Genomic DNA, 17,512 nt, shown 5'->3' with positions numbered 1-17,512 from the left:
ACCGTTTCTTAAGACGTAGCTCGCATTGCGTCGCCGCGCCGGGTAAGGTCTGCGCGTTATGACATCTTCTCCCGCTCCCTTCATTGAAATCGCCGGCGCCGAAGACGAGCGCCGCGCCGCGCTGGCTTTCGTTACCGAGGCCTTTGCCGAGGCGATTCTGGCAGGGCTCGAGAGCGAGAGTTTCGCCCACGCCGCTCTCTTCGCGGCCTTGCAGGAATTGGTCGAAACCTATGGCGAGGAAGCGGTAGCCGTTTTCGCCGGGCGTTTGCCCGAGCGCATTCGGGCAGGCGAATTCACGATCGCGATCAAGCACTAGATGGGGTAACGGGCCGCCGCCAATGCGGTCTGGCGGGAAGAGGTGGTCGTCCTTCAAAATGATGGTGTGAACAACGGAGTCGGGCTTTGACCTGCTCCAAACATCATTGAGGGACGACCATGGATTATTATGCTGGAATTGATGTCTCATTGGAAGCGTCGAGCGTTTGCGTGGTCGATTCTGACGGCCGGATCGTGCGCGAGGCGAAAGTGCTGAGCGAGCCTGAAATTTTGATCGCATGGTTTGGCGGGCTTGGTGTTGGGCTTTCCCGGATCGGACTGGAGGCGGGTCCGTTGTCGCAATGGCTTTACGCGGCGATGAAAAAGGCAGGCTTGGCGGTGGAGCTTTTGGAGACGCGCCATGTGCGCGACGCCTTCAAGGCGATGCCGGTCAAAACCGACCGCAAGGACGGGCGCGGGATTGCGCAATTGATGCGGCTTGGCTGGTTCCGTTCGGTTCATTGCAAGTCGATGTCGGCGCAGGAGGTTCGCGCTTTGCTGACCGCGCGCAAACTGGTCCAGTCGAAGCTGATCGACATGGAGATGAGCCTGCGCGGAATATTGCGCGGTTTTGGCCTTAAGGTCGGGGCGACGAAGCCAAACCGGTTCGGCGGCCGGATTGAGGAACTGGTCGCGGGCCATGCGACATTGGAGACCGTCGCCAGGGCGCTGCTGGCGGCGCATGAGGTTTTGCTGCGTGAGTTGAAGGGGTTTGAGAAGCGCGTGCGGACGATGGCGCGCGATGACAAGCGGGTGGCGGCTATTGATGTCGGCGCCAGGCGTCGGCGTCGTCGTGGGGCTGACCTATGTCGCGGCGATCGACGATCCCGGCCGGTTCAAGTCCTCCAAACAGGTGGGGCCGCATTTTGGACTGACGCCAAAGAAATATCAGTCCGGCGAAAAGGACATCAGCGGCCGGATCAGCAAGATCGGCGACGCCTCGGTGCGCACGGCTCTTTACGAGGCCGCTCATATTATTCTGACGCGGCCGATCAAGGGAGCGAGCACGCTGAAAAGCTGGGCGATGAAATTGGCCAGGCGGGCGGGAATGAAAAAGGCGAAGGTGGCGCTGGCGCGCAAGCTCGGCGTCATCCTGCACCGGATGTGGGTCGATGGAACCCCGTTCGCAGGCGAGCCGGCCGGCGCGCTCAGGCCTGCGTCCGCATAGGAGGATACGAGAAACAGTTTTCGGGCGGGTCGCAACACCAGCCTTCCCGAAGCGAAGTCCCTTCGCCGGGACGATGGACGAGGTCAGACCGTGGAATGCTCCGTGGCGGCAACGACCACGCGCAACTAGATTGGCCGGCCTCATCCTCATCTAATCCCATCAGGTGGCGGCCATGCGCCGACCACGGACAGAAGAGTGACCCGGCGAGAGGATAGCGCAAAACGGGATTGACTAACCGAGGCCCGTTACAGAAGCATATTCCCAAAAAGTTGCAGACTTTTTGGACAAGAATATGCGTTAAAATAATGAATTAGAGCAATCTTCCGATTCGGAACGAACGGAAAATGCACTAAAACGGCGTCAGTGAGCCGGGCTCCGCGCCGAACGGCCGGCGGGCTCGCTGAAAAACGCCGCGAGGCGCCGGAAGACGCCGCGTGGCGGCGCGGCGTGGCGGCGCGTCCCGAAGCCAGTCTCCAATGCGGCGAAATCGAGCGACAGGGGCGGGGGCTGGCGCATCAGGGGCGCGAAGGCGCCGCGCAGCCGCTCGCTCTGACGACGCCAATCCGCGACCCGGCGCGCCGCGTCGGGACGGGTGGCGAGAAAAGCGGCGATTTCCGCCCGCCGCGGCGCGCCGAGCAAATCGTCAGCGAATCGGTGCAGATCGCTCTCAATCATTGTGGCGGCGACGAGATGGGGGCGGGCGGCGCCGGCCATTTCGCCGGCCAGCCGCGCGCGCGCCACGACGAGACGAGCGAGCGCGCGTTCCGGCGTCATGTCGAGGACGATTCCCGCTTTGGCATAGTCGAGACGCTCCAGCGCGATCAAAGCGAGAATCGCGCGCAAATCGAGCGGCAGGCGCGGCAGCGCGCTCGCCTCGGGCGCCCAGGCGAAATGCGCCGCCCGCTCGCCGGCAGGCGCGAGCGGCTCGACGCGGCTTTCTCCGGCGAGGATTTCCGCCGCCTTGTCGGCGAAATGGTGGCGCGCGCGCAACGTCACCCGGCGGAACAGGGCTAGGCGCAGGTCTTTTCCCGGGGATGCGTCAAGTCCGCGCTGGCCCGCGCGCCAAAAGCCGAGCAAGGCTTCATGGACAAGATCGTCGGCGTCCTGATCGGCGCGCGCCGGCGGGACGCCATCCCGACGCGGCGAATGCGCCGGCAAAGGCAAAGCCGCCAGCAAAGCATGAGCGTAGCGTCGCAGATGCGGCGTTGCGCTGGCGATCGTTTCGCCCATGGCGGTTGCGACTCCCCTTTGCCCTGCTCGCGAATCGAACCCGACGGTCAATTAATGTTAACGACTTTTAACCGTTTCGGTTCGACTTGAACAGGGCGCGGCGGTCCGCGCCCTGACTTTCGCTGCTTCTTCAACAAAGGGGCGCCGCCAGAGCCGCTTCGCCGCCCGGCCGGCGCCTGTCAGCCGGCTCTTGCCTCCGGCGCGGGCCAAGGCTAAATGGCCCGACACGTTTTCCTGGGACAGATCATGACAATGACAGAAGCGCAAGCGGCCGCCGTGAACCTTGAGACGGGCGTCATGCGGGGCAAGCGCGGGCTTGTCATGGGCCTGGCCAACAACCGTTCGATCGCCTGGGGCATCGCCAAGGCGGCGCGACAGGCCGGGGCCGAAATCGCGCTCACCTATCAGGGCGAGCCGCTGGAGCGCCGGGTGCGGCCGCTCGCCGAGGAGCTCGACGCTTTGGTCGTCGGCGAATGCGACGTCACCGACACGGCGTCTCTCGACCGTGTCTTCGCGGAGATCGAGCGGGTCTGGGGCGGGCTGGACTTTGTCGTCCATTGCATCGCCTTTTCCGACAAGGACGAACTGACCGGCCGCTATGTCGACACCAGCGAGGAGAATTTCAAAACTTCGCTGCTCATCTCCTGCTATTCCTTCACGGCCGTCGCCCAGCGCGCCGAAAAGCTGATGAAGAACGGCGGGTCGCTGCTGACCCTGACTTATTACGGCGCCGAGAAATGGATGCCGCATTATAATGTGATGGGCGTCGCCAAGGCCGCGCTTGAGGCGAGCGTCCGCTATCTCGCCGCCGATCTCGGCGCGAAGGACATCCGCGTCAACGCCATTTCGGCGGGTCCGATCAAGACTCTTGCAGCATCCGGCATCGGCGATTTCCGCTATATCCTGAAATGGAATGAATATAACGCGCCCCTGCGCCGCACGGTGACGATCGAGGAAGTCGGCGAAAGCGCGGTGTTCCTGCTCTCGCCGATGGGACGCAGCGTCACTGGGGAAATCCTCCACGTTGACGCCGGCTATCATATTGTCGGCATGAAGAATCCCAACGCGCCGGACATCGCCGACATCGTCAAGAAGCCCTGACCCGGGCATGCCCGTCAGTTCATCGCCGCGCCTTTTTTTTCTGCGCCATGGCGAGACCGACTGGAATGTGGAAGGGCGGCTGCAGGGCCGGCGGGACGTCCCGCTCAACCCCGAGGGGCGCGCCCAGGCGGCGCGCGCCGGCCGGACCCTGAGAAAGCTGCTGGCTTCGGCCGGCCTGGTGCCGCAAGACGTGGCGTTTCAATGTTCCCCTTTGTCCCGCACCCGCGAGACCCTGGCCATAGCGCGCCGCGAACTGGGACTGCCGGCCGAGGGCGGGGATCTCGACGACAGGCTGGTGGAATTCACTTTCGGACGCTGGGAGGGGCTGACCTGGCCTGAGGTCTGCGCGAGCGACCCGGGCCTTGCCCGGGCGCGTGAGGCCGATAAGTGGAATTTCACCCCGCCGGGCGGCGAGAGCTACGCCCAACTGGCCGAAAGGCTTGCGCCCTGGCTGGCGGAACAGCGCCAGCCGAGCGTGGTGGTTTCTCATGGCGGCGTCGCCCGCGCCCTGATGCGAATGATCGGGGGCCTGCGCGAGGAGCGCGCGCCGACCGCCGACATCTGGCAGGGCCGGGTGCTGGTTTTTTCAGGACAGCGTTTCGATTGGCGTTGACGCCCGAAGATTTGCCGGCCGGATCGCTTTCGCCTGGAGGCGAGGGGAGGGCCTCGAATTGCGGCGATGAGATTGCCAATCTGAAGAAAAAGATTTAGCGACATTTCCAACGGGAGAAATGTCATGCCGACGCGGAATGGAGCCCGTCGCGGAATCGCCGGGCGAACTGCATCTGTTCATCGGGACACTCCCGATCCGGAGAACGGGCGTCTGCGCGCTCTCGTCACGATCGCCGAGGTTTTTCGTCGCTTCGGCTACGAAGCCGCGACAATGAGCATCCTTTCCCGCGAGACCGGCCTCGGGCGATCCAGCCTTTATCACTATTTTCCTCGTGGAAAGCAGGAGATGGCGCTCGCCATTTTCGATCTCGCCGAGATTTTTCTGCGCGACGACCTGGTCGCGCGGCTGGGGGGCGAAGGGTCGCTGGAACAGCGGATCGACCGATATGTCGCGCGCCTGAAGGAATATTATTGCGATGGCGCGGTGGGATGCGTTTTCGCCAGCCTGACCCTTCACGATTGCCCGCCGCCGGTCGCGGCGCGCGTTTCGGCCCTGATGTCCGTCTGGATCGACGAATTGGCGAGCCGCTTTGCCGAACTGGGGCTGCCATCCGCGCGCGATCTGGCGGCCCGAACGATCCGGAACGTCCAGGGCGGTCTGGTTGTCGCTTTGGCGACGCGGGATCGCGGCCAGTTCGACGCGGCGATGGCGGACCTGCGGGAGGCGGTTCTCAATCTTCGCGGATAGATCCCGCATTGCCGGCCTCGGCGCGCCTTGACCTTTGCCGCTATTGACCGCGGCGGCTCAGTCTGCATAATTGAACCGAACGTTCGTTTCAAAACAAAGCAAAGCAGAAGGGAACGGGAGGATATATGCCGAAATTCATCATCGAACGGGAAATGCCGGGCGTCGGAAACCTGACCGACGCCGACATCGTCGGCGCGTCGCAGACGTCATGCAATGTCTTGCGCGACCTCGGGCCGCAAATTCAGTGGGTCGAAAGCTATGTGACGGACGACAAGATTTTTTGCGTCTATATCGCCCCGAATGAAGACTTGATCCGCGAGCACGCCCAGCGCGGCGGTTTTCCCGCCAACCAGATTCACAAGGTCGCGCGTATGATCGATCCGACGACGGCGGAAGCGGGCGCCTAACCGGACCTCTCGCGAATACGCTCGAAGGGCGCGTCGAAAGGCGGCGCGCTTCGAGCGAATCGCAGGTTCAGGCCGCGCCGTTCTTTTCCAGAGATTCCGCTAGTTCCGCCGCAAGGGCGAAGAAGCGGCGGCGCACGTCGGGGGCGAAGGGATTCATGCGCTCGATGGCGTAAAAGACTTCGGGCGCGTCGTAACGCACCATGTCCACGGCGCGCAGCAGCAGGTCGAAGCTGGCGGTGGTCATGTTGCGGGGCAGGGGCTCCATCTCCACTAAAACCTTGGCGATGAGATGGGTGAGCCCCTGCACCATGGCCGCCTCGCGGTCGTGCTCCTCGGGCGTGGCGATGATCGCGTCGAGGCCGAAGGTCTTGCGCAGATAAGCCGCGAGCGGGCGCGCGCCGGGGCCGCGGATCGGGCAGACGACGATTTTCAGGCCCTTGACGCCGCCGCGCGCGCTTTGCGGGCCGAACATCGGATGGGTGCCGATAATGTCCACATGGTCGGGCAATTCGGCGCGCATGATCTTGGCGGGCAAAGCCTTGACGGAGCAGACGTCGAGCACCGTCGCGCCCGGGCGCAGATGCGGCCTGATCGCGGCGATGGCCGCGCTCAGTTGCGGCACCGGCATGGCGAGGATGACGAGGTCGCAGGCGCCGGCGGTCGCCGCGTCGCATAGGGTCACGCCCTTCGCCGCGGCTTGTCCGTCGGCGCCGCAGGCAGGATCATGGACGAAGATCGGGAACAGGGGGCCGAGATGGGCGGCGACCAGCCGACCGAAGGCGCCGAAGCCGATCAGGCCGATTGTTATGCGCGGCCGCGCTTTCGGCCGTCTTTTCTGGCGCTCGCTCACGTCTGTTCCCCGCCGGGCGCCTCATTTCGCCTGGTCGTAATTGCAGACGCCCGGGAATTTGCTGAATTTGGGCCAGCCGCCGCAGGGATCGCAGCCGGCCACAAGAGCGCAAAGCGCGAGAACGGCGCCCAGCCGAATAACTTTCGTCACGATCCCTCTCCCATCGCTTTGCGGGCTATTCCTTGCGCCGCGCGGCGGCCGAAAGTCAAGACGCGGACGTCTGCCCGCCAGCTATTGCGGGCCGAAAGCCGAGGGGCGGCGCAATTGCTTCAAATCAATTGGAGGTCCGCGAAAAGCAATTATGGGGGAACGTTAACGTTTCCTTCGTCCTGCTGATCGCCCTCGTATCACGGTTCGCGAAGCTCCCGCGGCTCAAGTGAACTTCATGGCGCCGGCCGGCGGCTCTTCCTTGGGAAAGTCGCAGGCGAGCGCGACATCCCTGCCGGCGCGAAGCTCGGCGAGGAAAGCCTCGGTCCGGGCGGAAATGACGTCCTGGGCGACCGAGCCCAGCACGAGCCGCAGCGGCGGACTTTTCTGCTCCACGGCCTGGATCATGGCCCGCGCCCCCCGCACGGGATCGCCGGCCTGGGTGCCGCTATAGGCCTGGGTCGCCTGGCGCCGGGCGACGGCGGTCTCGGCATAGGCGTCAATCGCATTTTTGGGCGTTTTCAGCGAGCGGCCGGCCCAATCGGTGCGGAAGGGACCAGGCTCGACGATCAGCACCTTCACCCCGAGCGGCGCCAGTTCCTTGGCCATGGCCTCGGACAGGCCTTCGACCGCGAATTTCGTGGCGTTATAATAGCCGATCCCCGGAAAACCGCAGACGCCGCCCATGGAGGAAATATTGACGATTGTTCCACTCTTCCGGGCCCGCATGATCGGCAGGACCGCGCGGCACATGGCGGCGAGGCCGAAGACATTGGTTTCGAACATGGCGCGGATTTCGGAATCCTCGCCTTCCTCGACCGCCGCCAGATAGCCGTAGCCGGCGTTGTTGACCAATACGTCGATGCGGCCGAATTTTTCCTGCGCCGCCTTGACCGCAGACGCGATTTGCGCCGGATCGTCGACATTGAGCGCGAGCGCCAGGCCGGTTTCGGAATGACCGGCGACGATATCGGCGATTTTCGCCGGATCGCGGGCGGTGACCACGACCCGATAGCCGTCCTCCAGCAGCATTTTCGACAATTCCCGGCCGAATCCGGTCGAACAGCCGGTGATGAACCAGATCGGCTTCAAATTTTCCGTCATAACGCGGCTCCCAAATCGTTTTGGTTCCGTTCAGGTTGCGGAGCCTAACATTGCAACAATGCGCCGCAAGCGAATCGGGGCATAAGGCGCTTGCGAAAACGCAGGACCGCATTTTCGCCGCCAAATGAACCGCTGTCCGGCGCCGCCAGCGCCGGGGAGGGGGCGATTCGCGCTCTTGCTTGTGGGTGTAGGAGGGCGGCGAGTCCTGTGCTATGGCGGAGCCCGCTGAGGGGCTGGCGAGCGCATTTTTCGCGCGATTGGGATCAGGCGATGACGGAAATCGATACGGAACTCCTGGCGGAAAAGCAGCCCGCGCTGGAGCGCGCGCCGGCGACGCTTTCGGTTCTGCGCGGGGCTGTCCGCCCGGATCTGATTCGCGACGAATTGCTCGCCGAGATTTTCGCTTCCACCGTCGCGGCCGCGCCTCAGGCCATCGCCATGATGACCATGGAGCGCAAGCTGACCTATGCGCAGGTCGATCACGAGGCGACAGCGCTCGCGCGCGGCTTCGTCCGGCGCGGAATCGGCCCGGGAGACGTCGTGGGCCTATGGGGGCCGCGCGGGCCGGAACTGCTGATCTGCCAGATCGCCATCGCCAAGACCGGCGCAGCCTGGCTGCCTTTCGACGCCGATGCGCCGCTCGACCGCATCGAAACCTGCCTCCTTGACGCCGAGGCCAAGGCGCTGCTCACCTCCGAGGCTTTCGCCCTCAAGACCCATGGGGCGATCACCGCCCCGGTCCTGACCGAGGTCGATCTCATCGACCGCGGCGACGAGACTCCGGTCGATGCGCGCAAGGCCGGGGCGACGCCCGATCATCCCGCCTATATGATCTATACTTCGGGTTCGACAGGCACGCCCAAAGGCATCGTCATCACCGGGCGCAACATCTGCCATTATCTGCGCTCCGCCAACGAAACCTATAAAATCAACCGAACCGACATCGTCTTCCAGGGCGCCTCGATCGCCTTCGATCTGTCGATGGAGGAAATCTGGATTCCCTATCTGGCCGGGGCGACCCTGTTCGTCGCCACGCCGACGGTGATGGGCGAGGCCGAAGCTTTGCCGGACCTTATGGAAGAAGTCGGCGTCACCGTGCTCGACACCGTCCCGACCCTGCTTTCCCTGATGCCGCGCGACATAAATTCTCTTCGCGTCATCATCCTTGGCGGCGAGGCCTGCCCGCCGGCCGTCGCGACGCGCTGGTCGAAGCCCGGCCGAACCATCTTCAATTCCTATGGCCCGACCGAGGCGACGGTGGTCGCGACGGTCGCGGAAGTATGGCCCGACGAGCCGGTCACGATCGGCGGCCCGATCGCCAACTACACCTGTTATGTGGCGGATGAAGCCAACAACCTGCTCGAACGCGAGGTCGAGGGCGAATTGCTGATCGGCGGCCCCGGCGTGGCGCGCGGCTATCTCAAGCGCGACGCTTTGACGGCGGAAAAATTCGTCGCCAATCCCTTCGATTCCAAGGGGCGCGATCCGATCCTCTATCGTTCGGGCGACGCCGTGGTCATGGAGCGCGACGGCAAGATCGCCTTCCGCGGCCGCATCGACGACCAGGTGAAAATCCGCGGCTTCCGCGTGGAGCTGGGCGAGATCGAGGCGAAGCTCGCCGATCTTCCCGGCGTCAATCAGGCGGCCGTGGTTTTGCGCAACGACGACGGCCTCGACCAGCTCGTCGCCTTTCTCGTCGCCGAAAAGGGCGCGGAGCTCGACGCAAGACATCTGCGCGCCGAACTGCGCGGCGTCCTGCCGCCCTATATGGTGCCGTCGCGTTATGAGACGCGAGACGCGCTGCCGCGTCTGTCCTCGGGCAAGGTCAACCGCAACGCCCTGAAAAAAGAGCCGCTGAGCGCGCCCGCAGCGGCGGAAGCGCAGGAGGATCCGGCGACGGAGACCGAGCGCGTCCTGCTGGAAGCCGCGCAAAAAACCCTGCCGCCACAGACCATTCCCTTCGACGCCGATTTCTTCACCGATCTTGGCGGCCATTCGCTGCTTGCGGCGCGTTTCGTCTCCGTCGTGCGCCAGACGCCGGCGTTTGCCGGCATCACCCTTCAGGATATGTACGACGGGCGGTCCCTGCGCGCCATCGCGGCGCTGCTTGACGTCAAGGCGGCGGAAAGGGGCGGTCCGAAGGATCTGTCCTTCGAGCCGCCGCCGCTTCGCCGGCGCTTTCTGTGCGGCCTCGCCCAGGCGGCCGCGCTGCCCTTCCTGCTGGCTTTGTCCACCGCGCAATGGCTGGGCATTTTCGTCTCCTATATGCTGCTGACCGACACCGACGCCACGATCTGGCAGGAAATCGGCTCGCTGCTCGGCGTCTATGTCTGCGTCAACATCGCGACCGTCCTGCTCGCCATCGCCACCAAATGGCTGGTCATCGGCCGTTTCAAGCCCGGCCGCTATCCTATTTGGGGCGTCTATTATTTCCGCTGGTGGCTGGTCCAGCGCATGCTCGGCCTGACCCATATCAAATGGTTCCAGGGCTCGCCGCTCATGCGCCTCTATCTCTTGGCGCTGGGCGTGAAAGTCGGCCAGGACGCCAATATTTCCGAGCTGGAAATCGGGGCGGTCGATCTCCTGACCATCGGCGCGGGGACGACCGTCGGCGCCCGCGCCAAATTTTCCAATGTCAGCTTCGTCGGCGCCGACATGATCGTCGGCCCAATCGAGGTCGGCCCGGATTGCTATATCGGCTCCTCCTGCGTCCTCGAACATGACGTCGTCATGGAGGAAGGCTCGGAGCTGCGCGACCTGACCGCGATCGAGCCCTTCACCCGGGTCAACGCCTGGGAGATCTGGGACGGCTCCCCCGGCCGTTTCGTTGGCTCGGTGGACAAGGAATCCCTGCGGCCTTTCGCCCAGGTTTCGCCGGGCAAGCGCGCCTTGCAGACCTTCCTCTATACGATTCTGCTGCTCGCGATTCCCCCGGTCGGCTTGCTGCCGCTGTTCCCGGCCTTCTGGGTCTTCGACCGCATCGACGATTATCTCGGCCTCGCGGCGGCGAGCCGCAGGCTCTATATGGCGGCGATCCCGATCATGGCCTGGCCGACCTCCTTCGTCATGGTTCTGGTGACGGTCGCCTTCATCGCGGCGGTGCGCTGGACCGTGCTGCCGCGGGTGCGCGAGGGGCTTTATTCGGTCTTTTCCTGGTTCTACCTGCGCAAATGGGCGGTGTCGCTGGCGACCGAAGTCACTCTGGAGACGCTGTCCTCGCTTTACGCCACCGTCTATATGCGCGCCTGGTACCGGCTGATGGGCGCGAAGATCGGCAAGGATTCGGAAATCTCGACCAATCTTGCCGGCCGCTATGATCTGGTCGAGATCGGCGACAAATGCTTCATCGCTGACGAGGTGATCCTCGGCGACGAGGATGTCCGGCGCGGTTGGATGCGGCTGGAAAAGCTGCGCACCGGTTCGCGCGTCTTCATCGGCAATGACGGTGTGCTGCCGCCGGGCGCCGACATACCGGATGGGACCCTGGTCGGCATCAAATCCAAGCCGCCGGCCAATGACGCGATCTCGGCCGGCGACACCTGGTTCGGCTCGCCGCCGATCAAGCTGCCGGTGCGGCAGAAATTCGACGGCGGCGGCGCCAACTGGACCTATGAGGCGCCGCGCTGGAAGAAATTCGCCCGCGCGGTGTTTGAGGCGGTCCATATTTCCCTGCCGACCATGCTGTTCATCACCTTCGGCACCTGGGCCATCGAATGGTTCGGTTCCGCCATGCTGGAGGGCGCCTATTTCCGGGTGTTCTGGATGTTCGTCGCATCCTCGACGATGATCGCCGCGGCGATGACGCTCATCGTCATCGGCGTCAAATGGGCGACCATGGGCCGCTATGAGCCGGTTACCAAGCCGATGTGGTCATGGTGGGCGATGCGCACAGAGGCGGTGGCGGTGCTCTATTGGGGGCTCGCCGGCAAGGTCATGCTCGATCATCTGCGCGGCACGCCCTTCCTGCCCTGGCTCCTGCGCCTGTTCGGCGCCAAATTCGGCAAGGGCTGCGTGCTCGACATGACCGACATCACCGAATTCGACTGCATCGAGGTCGGCGATTTCTGCAATCTCAATTCGCTGTGCGCCTTGCAGACCCATCTTTACGAGGATCGCGTGATGAAGGTCGGGCGGGTCAAGGTCGGCTCAGGCGTCACCGTCGGCGCCGGCTCCACGGTGCTCTACGACTCCCATATTGGCGATTTCGCCCGCCTGGGACCGCTGACCATCGTGATGAAGGGCGAATCCATTCCCGCCCATACCGAATGGACCGGCGCGCCCGCCGCACCGACCCGGCATGTCGCGGCGCAGGATCGTCCCGCAGCCTGATTGGCCGGTTTTCCGGAACGGCGGCCGCCGTTCCGGAAAACCGAATACGGTTTAACTAACTCATTTGAACGCTATTTCAGATCATTTTATTAAGCTTCGGCCAGCTAGGCTGGAGCATGTTCAGGCGCCTGGCTTCCATGCGGCGATGGTTACGCTCTGCTGCAGCGACATATTCCGACAGGAATGCGGATGACGAACTGCTTCGTCACCTGATCGATTCTCTGTTTTCCGCGCCTGGCGCCTTGTTCGCGTCGATGTTCATGGGGCTGGTGCTGACGCTGACGGTCTGGCTGATGACCTGGTCGGCGATCTGCGGCTTTTTCGTGGCGCTCAACATTCTGGTCGGGATCAAGCGGCTGCGCCTGACCGGCGAATATGGACGGATGGCTGGGATTGCGCTCGACAGGCGGCGTTTGCAGGACTTCGATCGCCGCTTCCTGTTCTGGTGGACGATGTTCTCGCTCGGCATAGGGGTCGAGAATTTCCTGCTGGTGGCGAAAACGACCGAACCGGCCGATTGGACGCTGGCGTCGGGCGTCACCATCGGCTTTACGGTTGCTTTCGCCTCGCGCAACGCCGGCCGTCTCAAGCTGTTTCTCGCCCAGGTCTTCAGCATGTGCGCGCCGATGATCGTGGCCTACGCCGTCTTCCCGGTGAAGAACGGCGTGGTTTACGCCGGCTTGCTGTGCGGCCTGCTGGTCGTCGCGATACTGCTCGGCTTTTCCGCCCATGACCAGATCGTCGAGCTTTACCGCGCCAATCTGAAGACGCGGCAGATGGCGCTCAACGATATGCTCACCGGCCTGATGAACCGCTTCGCCTTCACCGAGGCGCTGGAGCGGGAGATCGAGCGCTGCGGCCTCGGGTCGCGCGAGGCCTTCAGCCTGATCGTGGTCGATCTCGATCGTTTCAAGGAAATCAATGATATGCTCGGCCACAACGCCGGCGACGCGGTCATTGTCGAAATGGCCGCGCGGCTGCGCCGCGTCATTGACGGCGACGATGTCGTCGCACGCCTCGGCGGCGACGAATTCGTGGTGCTCTCCCGCGAACGGCGCCGGGAATGGCCGCAGGAGGCGAGCGCCCTCGCCGAGCGCATTGTAGTCGCCTTGCGCGAGCCGGCGGTGATCGACGCCTCCTCCATTCCGATCAGCGCCAGCCTGGGCGTCGCCCATTACCCCGACCACGGGGTCGCGGCGACGGAGCTGATGAAAAAGGTGGACATCGCCCTTTACGAGGCCAAGCGCGAGGGACGAAACCGGGCGGCGATCTTCGACTCCTCGATGCAGGCGCGCTTCAATGAGGAGCGGGTCATGGAGCTCGAGATCGAAACCGCGATCGCGCGCGACGAATTCGAGCCCTGGTTCCAGCCGATCGGCAATATCGAAACCGGCCAGATCGTCGGCTATGAGGCGCTGGCGCGGTGGCCGCATCCGGTACGCGGCATGATTTCGCCAGGAAAATTCATTCCCAGCGCCGAACAGACCGGCGCTATCGTCCACATCGGCGAGCAGATCCTGCAAAAAGCCTGCGCCGCCGCCGCGGCCTGGCCTGATCCGATCTATGTTTCGGTCAATCTGTCGCCCGTTCAGTTCCGCCAGACGAGCCGGCTGGTAGCCTCGGTTCGCGAGGCCCTTGCGCGCAGCGGCCTGCCGCCGCGACGCCTCACGCTGGAGATCACGGAATCTCTCATGATGGAGGATACGGCCGAGACGCGCGCCGCGATCGCCGAATTCGATCAGATGGGGATCAGCGTCTCGCTCGACGATTTCGGCGCCGGCTATTCATCGCTCTCCTATATTCACTCCTACCCCTTTTCCAAGATCAAAATCGACAAGACCTTCATCGACAATATCGAAAGCGAGCGCGAATCGATCGCGATCGTGTCGGCGGTCCGCGTCCTTGCCGAGAAGCTCGACATGGAGCTGATTGCGGAGGGCGTGGAAACCCTGCGCCAGCATCTCGCCCTCCGCCAGCTCGGCGTGACCCGGGCCCAGGGCTATTACTACGGCAAGCCCGTGCCTCAGGCCGAGGCCGCCGTCGCCGTGCGCCATCTGGCCGCCGGTTGACGCCGGACGCCGCGCTTGCGGCCGCCCAATGAGCGCGCTAACGTCGAAATTTAACCAAAACGAAAAGTCCGGGCAGGAAAATGGCCAGCGAAATTGACGCCTTACGGGTTTGGTTCCGCCTTATTCGGCTTCACACGCGGTCCCGACTTGCGATCGCCAGCCGTCTGCGCGCCCTCGACCTCTCCGTGCCGCAATGCGACGTCCTCAGCACTTTGACTGAGCGGGAAGGCCTGTCGCAGCAGGAGCTGGCGGCCCGGCTTTACGTCACCAAGGGCAATATTTCCGGGTTGATCGACCGGCTGGTCGCTAATGGCCTGGTCGAACGCCGCTCGCTGGCGGGCGACCGGCGCTCCCACGCCGTCCATCTCACTCCCGCCGGGCGCGAGCTGGCGCGCCGGGGGATCGAAGCGCAAATGGCCTTCGTCGCCGAGACCTTCGGCAAGATCGCGCCGGAGCGCCTGGCGCAATTCGAGCAGCTGCTGATCGAAGCGCGCGAGCTGGTCCGGGCGATGGATGGCGCGTCGGTTCCGGAAAACGCCGAAGCATGACTATTCAGGAGCGCGGCAGGTGAATTCGGCGTCGGCCGGCTTCGACGAGGCCTTCTTCGCGGCTTCCGCCTCGACCTGGCTGCGCGGCCTTGCGAAGGGCGATTTTTCCGCGCGCGAAGCGTTTGATGCGGTCTGGGAGCGCATTCTCGCGCGCAATCCCCAGATCAATGCGCTCGCCGCCTACGATTATGAATCCGCCCGGGAACAGGCCGCCGAGGCCGACAGGTCTTACGCGCGCGGCGCCGCCCGGCCGCTGGAAGGGCTGCCGATCACGATCAAGGACAGTTTCGAGACCGCAGGCCTGCTGACCGCCTGCGGCGACGAGGCGCTCGCCGAACATATTCCGCGACAGGACGCGGCGGCTGTCGCGCGCTTGCGCGCGGCGGGCGCGATCATCCTCGCCAAGACCAATGTTCCCCGCCTCACCGCCGATTTCCAGACACATAACGCCTTGTTCGGGGTGACCTGCAATCCGTGGGATCTCGCGTTGACGCCAGGCGGCTCGTCCGGGGGCGCGGCGGCGGCGGTCGCCGCGGGCTTGAGCGCCTTCGATCTCGCCTCGGATCTTGGCGGGTCGATCCGCTGGCCGGCCCAGGCCTGCGGCCTGTTCGGGCTCAAGCCGAGCTGGGGCCGGATTTCCCTTGCCGGCCACATTCCGCCGCTGCCCACAGTCCGGCTGAAAAACCCGCCCGATCTCGCGGTCGCCGGCCCGCTCGCGCGCTCGGCCTCCGACCTCGGCCTCGTCCTGTCCCTGACCGCCAGCGCAGAAAACGCCGCTCCGGCGGCGCGCGGGAAAAAGCCGGACGACCTCCGGCTTGCTTTGTGGCTCGACCCCGATTTCGCGCCGGTCGATCGCGACGTCGAAGCCGGCATCCTGCTGGCCGCCGAGGTTTTTCGCGACGCTGGCGCCGCGGTGGTCGAAGCGCGTCCCGATTTTTCCTTCCAGGACGCCTTCGAAATCTATGTCCTGCTCAATTTCGCGATCGGCTTCGCCGGAACGCCGGCGGAAGATCGGGCGCGCTTCGCGGCGGAAGCGAAGAGTTTCGCGACCGACGACATCTCCTATTACGCCCTGCGGGCGCGGGCGGCGAAAATGGACGCGGCGACCTTCTCGCGTCTCACCGAGCGCCGCGCGGCGATCAACGCCGCCTTCGCCGAATTCTTCAAGGACTACGACGCGATCCTCTGCCCGCCCGCGCCCTGTCTCGCCTTTCCCCACGATTTCGCGCCGGACCCTTTCGCCCGCCGCCTGCCGACCAGCGCCGGCCCCTTGCCCTATCACGACCTTCTGAAATGGGCGAGCCTCGCCTCGCTCAGCCTTCTGCCCGCGGTCGTCGCGCCGGTCGCGCTGACGTCGGCAAAGGGGAAAGATCGAGTCCTGCCGACCGGCGTCCAGATCATTTGCGCGCGCGACGATGACCGCACCGCCGTCGCCCTCGCCGGATTGATCGAAAAAGCAACCGGCGGCTTCCGCGCGCCCAAATAATTTTCCGCTTCCGAGCGGGGTCTCCGATTCAGGACAGGCTTTTCGCGTCAGGCTTAACGCGGAATTTATCTTGCCGGCGCAAATTCGCGAATGGAATTCAGGGTCCGTGAACCATTCATCGCGGCTTTTCGGTTAGTTCGAGTGAGATGAGCCCCGCCATGAGCGAACAAGAAATCATTCTTCCGCCGCAGCAGCCGCGCCGTCAGGACGCGCGCGACCTGCAATCGCGCCTCTATCGTGAAATCGGCGTCGCCGCAGTCGAGGCGGCCCTGTTCACGCCGGAGCAGGCCGAAAGCGCGCGCGCCGAGCGCCAGGCCGCGCCCGCCCTCCCCAAGCGCGACGCCGCCTGAGTCCGCGTCGCGTCTGGCCTTGCCGTCGAACTTCCGGGCGCCTATGTGCTCGCGGCGGGCGCGCATTTTTCGAGGCGGGTCGCGTCAGGGCGGAATGAATGATCGATCGTCGCCGTTTTCTTAGCCGTGGGCTGGCGCTTCCCCTGCTTGGCGCGTCCACGGCGGTTTACGCGATCGGGATCGAGCCGAATTTCATCCTCAAGGTCAAAAGATACGCTCTGACCCCGGCCGGCTGGCCGGCCGGCCTGCATCTGCGATTCGCGGTCATTTCCGATATTCATGCCGGCGAGCCCTTCATGAGCGCGGCGCGCATCCGCCGGATCGCTCAGGCCGCCAACGCCCTCAATCCCGACGCCGTCCTGTTGCTCGGCGATTTTAACGCCGGCCATTTCTTCGTCACCCGGGCGGTCGATTCGCAGCAGGTCGGCGAGGCTTTGTCCGCGCTGCGCGCTCCACTCGGCTGCTATGCCGTGCTTGGCAACCATGACTGGTGGCACGGCCCGCTCCTGACCTCGCCCTCCGACGGTACGGTCGCGATCCGCCGCGCCCTTCGCCAGGCAGGGATCGTGGTGCTGGAAAACGACGCCGTCGCGCTGGCCAAGGATGGGAAAGGATTCTGGATCGTCGGCCTCGCCGACCAGCTGATCGACGCCATGGCGCAGATCGATTCGGGCGCGCAAAAGGTCGGCGGAGACGACCTCGACGGGGCGTTGGCCAAGGTGAGCGACGATGCGCCGGTCATCCTTCTCGCTCACGAACCGATGATCTTCCGCTCCGCGCCGCAACGGATCGCCTTGACTCTTTGCGGCCACACCCATGGCGGTCAGGTCAATCTACCCTTGCTCGGCCCGGTCGTCGGCGATCTGCGCTTCGGCGCGGATTTCGTCTATGGCCATGTCGAACTTGGCGGGCGCAATATGATCATTTCGGGCGGGCTGGGCGAATCGGTCGCCCCCGTCCGCTTCCTGCGGCCGCCGGAGATCGTCGAGGTTGAACTGGGCGCGCCGGCAAATGAAACGGCGCAATTATCGGGCCTATGAGCCTTCGC

General features: G+C 64.5%; 15 protein-coding genes and 1 pseudogene. 12 read left to right on the top strand and 4 right to left on the bottom strand.

All coding sequences use genetic code 11. From position 1 onward, the window contains the following. Positions 1-58: 58 nt before the first annotated feature. Both K2U94_RS15240 and K2U94_RS15235 read left to right on the top strand, forming a co-directional pair. Positions 59-316 carry a hypothetical protein gene (locus tag K2U94_RS15240; RefSeq protein ID WP_243068015.1) on the top strand — a complete coding sequence of 86 codons (258 nt, stop codon included), beginning with the start codon at positions 59-61 and terminating at the stop codon, positions 314-316. 119 nt (positions 317-435) lie between these two features. Next, positions 436-1,483: pseudogene (locus K2U94_RS15235) on the top strand (IS110 family RNA-guided transposase). Between the two features lie 360 nt (positions 1,484-1,843). Here K2U94_RS15235 and K2U94_RS15230 read toward each other — a convergent pair. Continuing rightward, entirely contained in the window at positions 1,844-2,713 is an 870-nt protein-coding gene (locus K2U94_RS15230) for a hypothetical protein (RefSeq protein ID WP_243068014.1), read from the bottom strand. A gap of 252 nt (positions 2,714-2,965) precedes the next feature. Between K2U94_RS15230 and fabI the strand changes: the two genes are divergently transcribed. From fabI to K2U94_RS15210, 4 genes are all read left to right on the top strand, one after another. Next, a complete protein-coding gene (gene fabI / locus K2U94_RS15225; RefSeq protein WP_243068893.1) occupies positions 2,966-3,814 on the top strand; it encodes an enoyl-ACP reductase FabI in 849 nt (282 codons plus the stop codon). A 7-nt stretch (positions 3,815-3,821) separates the two neighbouring features. Further along, positions 3,822-4,427, top strand: a complete 606-nt coding sequence (locus tag K2U94_RS15220) for a histidine phosphatase family protein (RefSeq protein ID WP_243068013.1) — start codon at positions 3,822-3,824, stop codon at positions 4,425-4,427. Between the two features lie 123 nt (positions 4,428-4,550). Continuing rightward, a complete protein-coding gene (locus tag K2U94_RS15215) occupies positions 4,551-5,174 on the top strand; it encodes a TetR/AcrR family transcriptional regulator (RefSeq protein ID WP_243068012.1) in 624 nt (207 codons plus the stop codon). Between the two features lie 125 nt (positions 5,175-5,299). Further along, entirely contained in the window at positions 5,300-5,581 is a 282-nt protein-coding gene (locus K2U94_RS15210) for a DUF4242 domain-containing protein (RefSeq protein ID WP_243068011.1), read from the top strand. Between the two features lie 67 nt (positions 5,582-5,648). Here K2U94_RS15210 and K2U94_RS15205 read toward each other — a convergent pair whose 3' ends face one another. The 3 genes from K2U94_RS15205 to K2U94_RS15200 all read right to left on the bottom strand — a co-directional run bounded on the left by K2U94_RS15205 (position 5,649) and on the right by K2U94_RS15200 (position 7,682). After that, positions 5,649-6,431 carry a prephenate dehydrogenase/arogenate dehydrogenase family protein gene (locus K2U94_RS15205; RefSeq protein WP_243068010.1) on the bottom strand — a complete coding sequence of 261 codons (783 nt, stop codon included), beginning with the start codon at positions 6,429-6,431 and terminating at the stop codon, positions 5,649-5,651. A 21-nt stretch (positions 6,432-6,452) separates the two neighbouring features. Further along, the gene (locus K2U94_RS20580; RefSeq protein WP_272884871.1) at positions 6,453-6,581 is read right to left on the bottom strand and encodes a hypothetical protein; all 129 of its coding nucleotides are present in this window, start codon (positions 6,579-6,581) and stop codon (positions 6,453-6,455) included. A 222-nt stretch (positions 6,582-6,803) separates the two neighbouring features. Further along, positions 6,804-7,682 carry an oxidoreductase gene (locus K2U94_RS15200; protein WP_243068009.1) on the bottom strand — a complete coding sequence of 293 codons (879 nt, stop codon included), beginning with the start codon at positions 7,680-7,682 and terminating at the stop codon, positions 6,804-6,806. Between the two features lie 270 nt (positions 7,683-7,952). Here K2U94_RS15200 and K2U94_RS15195 point away from each other — a divergent pair, with 270 nt between their 5' ends. The 6 genes from K2U94_RS15195 (at position 7,953) to K2U94_RS15170 (ending at position 17,504) form a co-directional block, all read left to right on the top strand. Then, on the top strand, positions 7,953-12,011 hold the full coding sequence (locus K2U94_RS15195) for a Pls/PosA family non-ribosomal peptide synthetase (RefSeq protein WP_243068008.1): 4,059 nt from the start codon (positions 7,953-7,955) through the stop codon (positions 12,009-12,011). A gap of 137 nt (positions 12,012-12,148) precedes the next feature. Beyond that, positions 12,149-14,080 carry a putative bifunctional diguanylate cyclase/phosphodiesterase gene (locus K2U94_RS15190; protein ID WP_243068007.1) on the top strand — a complete coding sequence of 644 codons (1,932 nt, stop codon included), beginning with the start codon at positions 12,149-12,151 and terminating at the stop codon, positions 14,078-14,080. Between the two features lie 80 nt (positions 14,081-14,160). Continuing rightward, on the top strand, positions 14,161-14,628 hold the full coding sequence (locus K2U94_RS15185; protein ID WP_243068006.1) for a MarR family winged helix-turn-helix transcriptional regulator: 468 nt from the start codon (positions 14,161-14,163) through the stop codon (positions 14,626-14,628). A gap of 19 nt (positions 14,629-14,647) precedes the next feature. Continuing rightward, positions 14,648-16,114 (top strand): amidase family protein, encoded by a 1,467-nt coding sequence (locus K2U94_RS15180; protein ID WP_243068005.1) that lies wholly within the window; start codon positions 14,648-14,650, stop codon positions 16,112-16,114. 158 nt (positions 16,115-16,272) lie between these two features. Next, complete coding sequence (locus K2U94_RS15175; protein WP_243068004.1) at positions 16,273-16,464, top strand: hypothetical protein; 192 nt, start codon at positions 16,273-16,275, stop codon at positions 16,462-16,464. A gap of 98 nt (positions 16,465-16,562) precedes the next feature. After that, positions 16,563-17,504 (top strand): metallophosphoesterase, encoded by a 942-nt coding sequence (locus K2U94_RS15170; protein ID WP_243068003.1) that lies wholly within the window; start codon positions 16,563-16,565, stop codon positions 17,502-17,504. Positions 17,505-17,512: the final 8 nt, after the last annotated feature.

This window comes from Candidatus Rhodoblastus alkanivorans (genome assembly GCF_022760755.1).
Lineage (GTDB): Bacteria > Pseudomonadota > Alphaproteobacteria > Rhizobiales > Beijerinckiaceae > Rhodoblastus > Rhodoblastus alkanivorans.
Note: the sequence above shows the minus strand (reverse complement) of the source record. Positions and strands in the feature narration are given on the sequence as shown.

Coding starts and splice junctions, on each gene's coding strand:
- K2U94_RS15240 (WP_243068015.1), top strand. CDS start 59: ATGACATCTTCTCCCGCTCCCTTCATTGAAATCGCCGGCGCCGAAGAC.
- K2U94_RS15230 (WP_243068014.1), bottom strand. CDS start 2,713: ATGGGCGAAACGATCGCCAGCGCAACGCCGCATCTGCGACGCTACGCT.
- fabI (WP_243068893.1), top strand. CDS start 2,966: ATGACAGAAGCGCAAGCGGCCGCCGTGAACCTTGAGACGGGCGTCATG.
- K2U94_RS15220 (WP_243068013.1), top strand. CDS start 3,822: ATGCCCGTCAGTTCATCGCCGCGCCTTTTTTTTCTGCGCCATGGCGAG.
- K2U94_RS15215 (WP_243068012.1), top strand. CDS start 4,551: ATGCCGACGCGGAATGGAGCCCGTCGCGGAATCGCCGGGCGAACTGCA.
- K2U94_RS15210 (WP_243068011.1), top strand. CDS start 5,300: ATGCCGAAATTCATCATCGAACGGGAAATGCCGGGCGTCGGAAACCTG.
- K2U94_RS15200 (WP_243068009.1), bottom strand. CDS start 7,682: ATGACGGAAAATTTGAAGCCGATCTGGTTCATCACCGGCTGTTCGACC.
- K2U94_RS15195 (WP_243068008.1), top strand. CDS start 7,953: ATGACGGAAATCGATACGGAACTCCTGGCGGAAAAGCAGCCCGCGCTG.
- K2U94_RS15190 (WP_243068007.1), top strand. CDS start 12,149: ATGCGGCGATGGTTACGCTCTGCTGCAGCGACATATTCCGACAGGAAT.
- K2U94_RS15185 (WP_243068006.1), top strand. CDS start 14,161: ATGGCCAGCGAAATTGACGCCTTACGGGTTTGGTTCCGCCTTATTCGG.
- K2U94_RS15175 (WP_243068004.1), top strand. CDS start 16,273: ATGAGCGAACAAGAAATCATTCTTCCGCCGCAGCAGCCGCGCCGTCAG.
- K2U94_RS15170 (WP_243068003.1), top strand. CDS start 16,563: ATGATCGATCGTCGCCGTTTTCTTAGCCGTGGGCTGGCGCTTCCCCTG.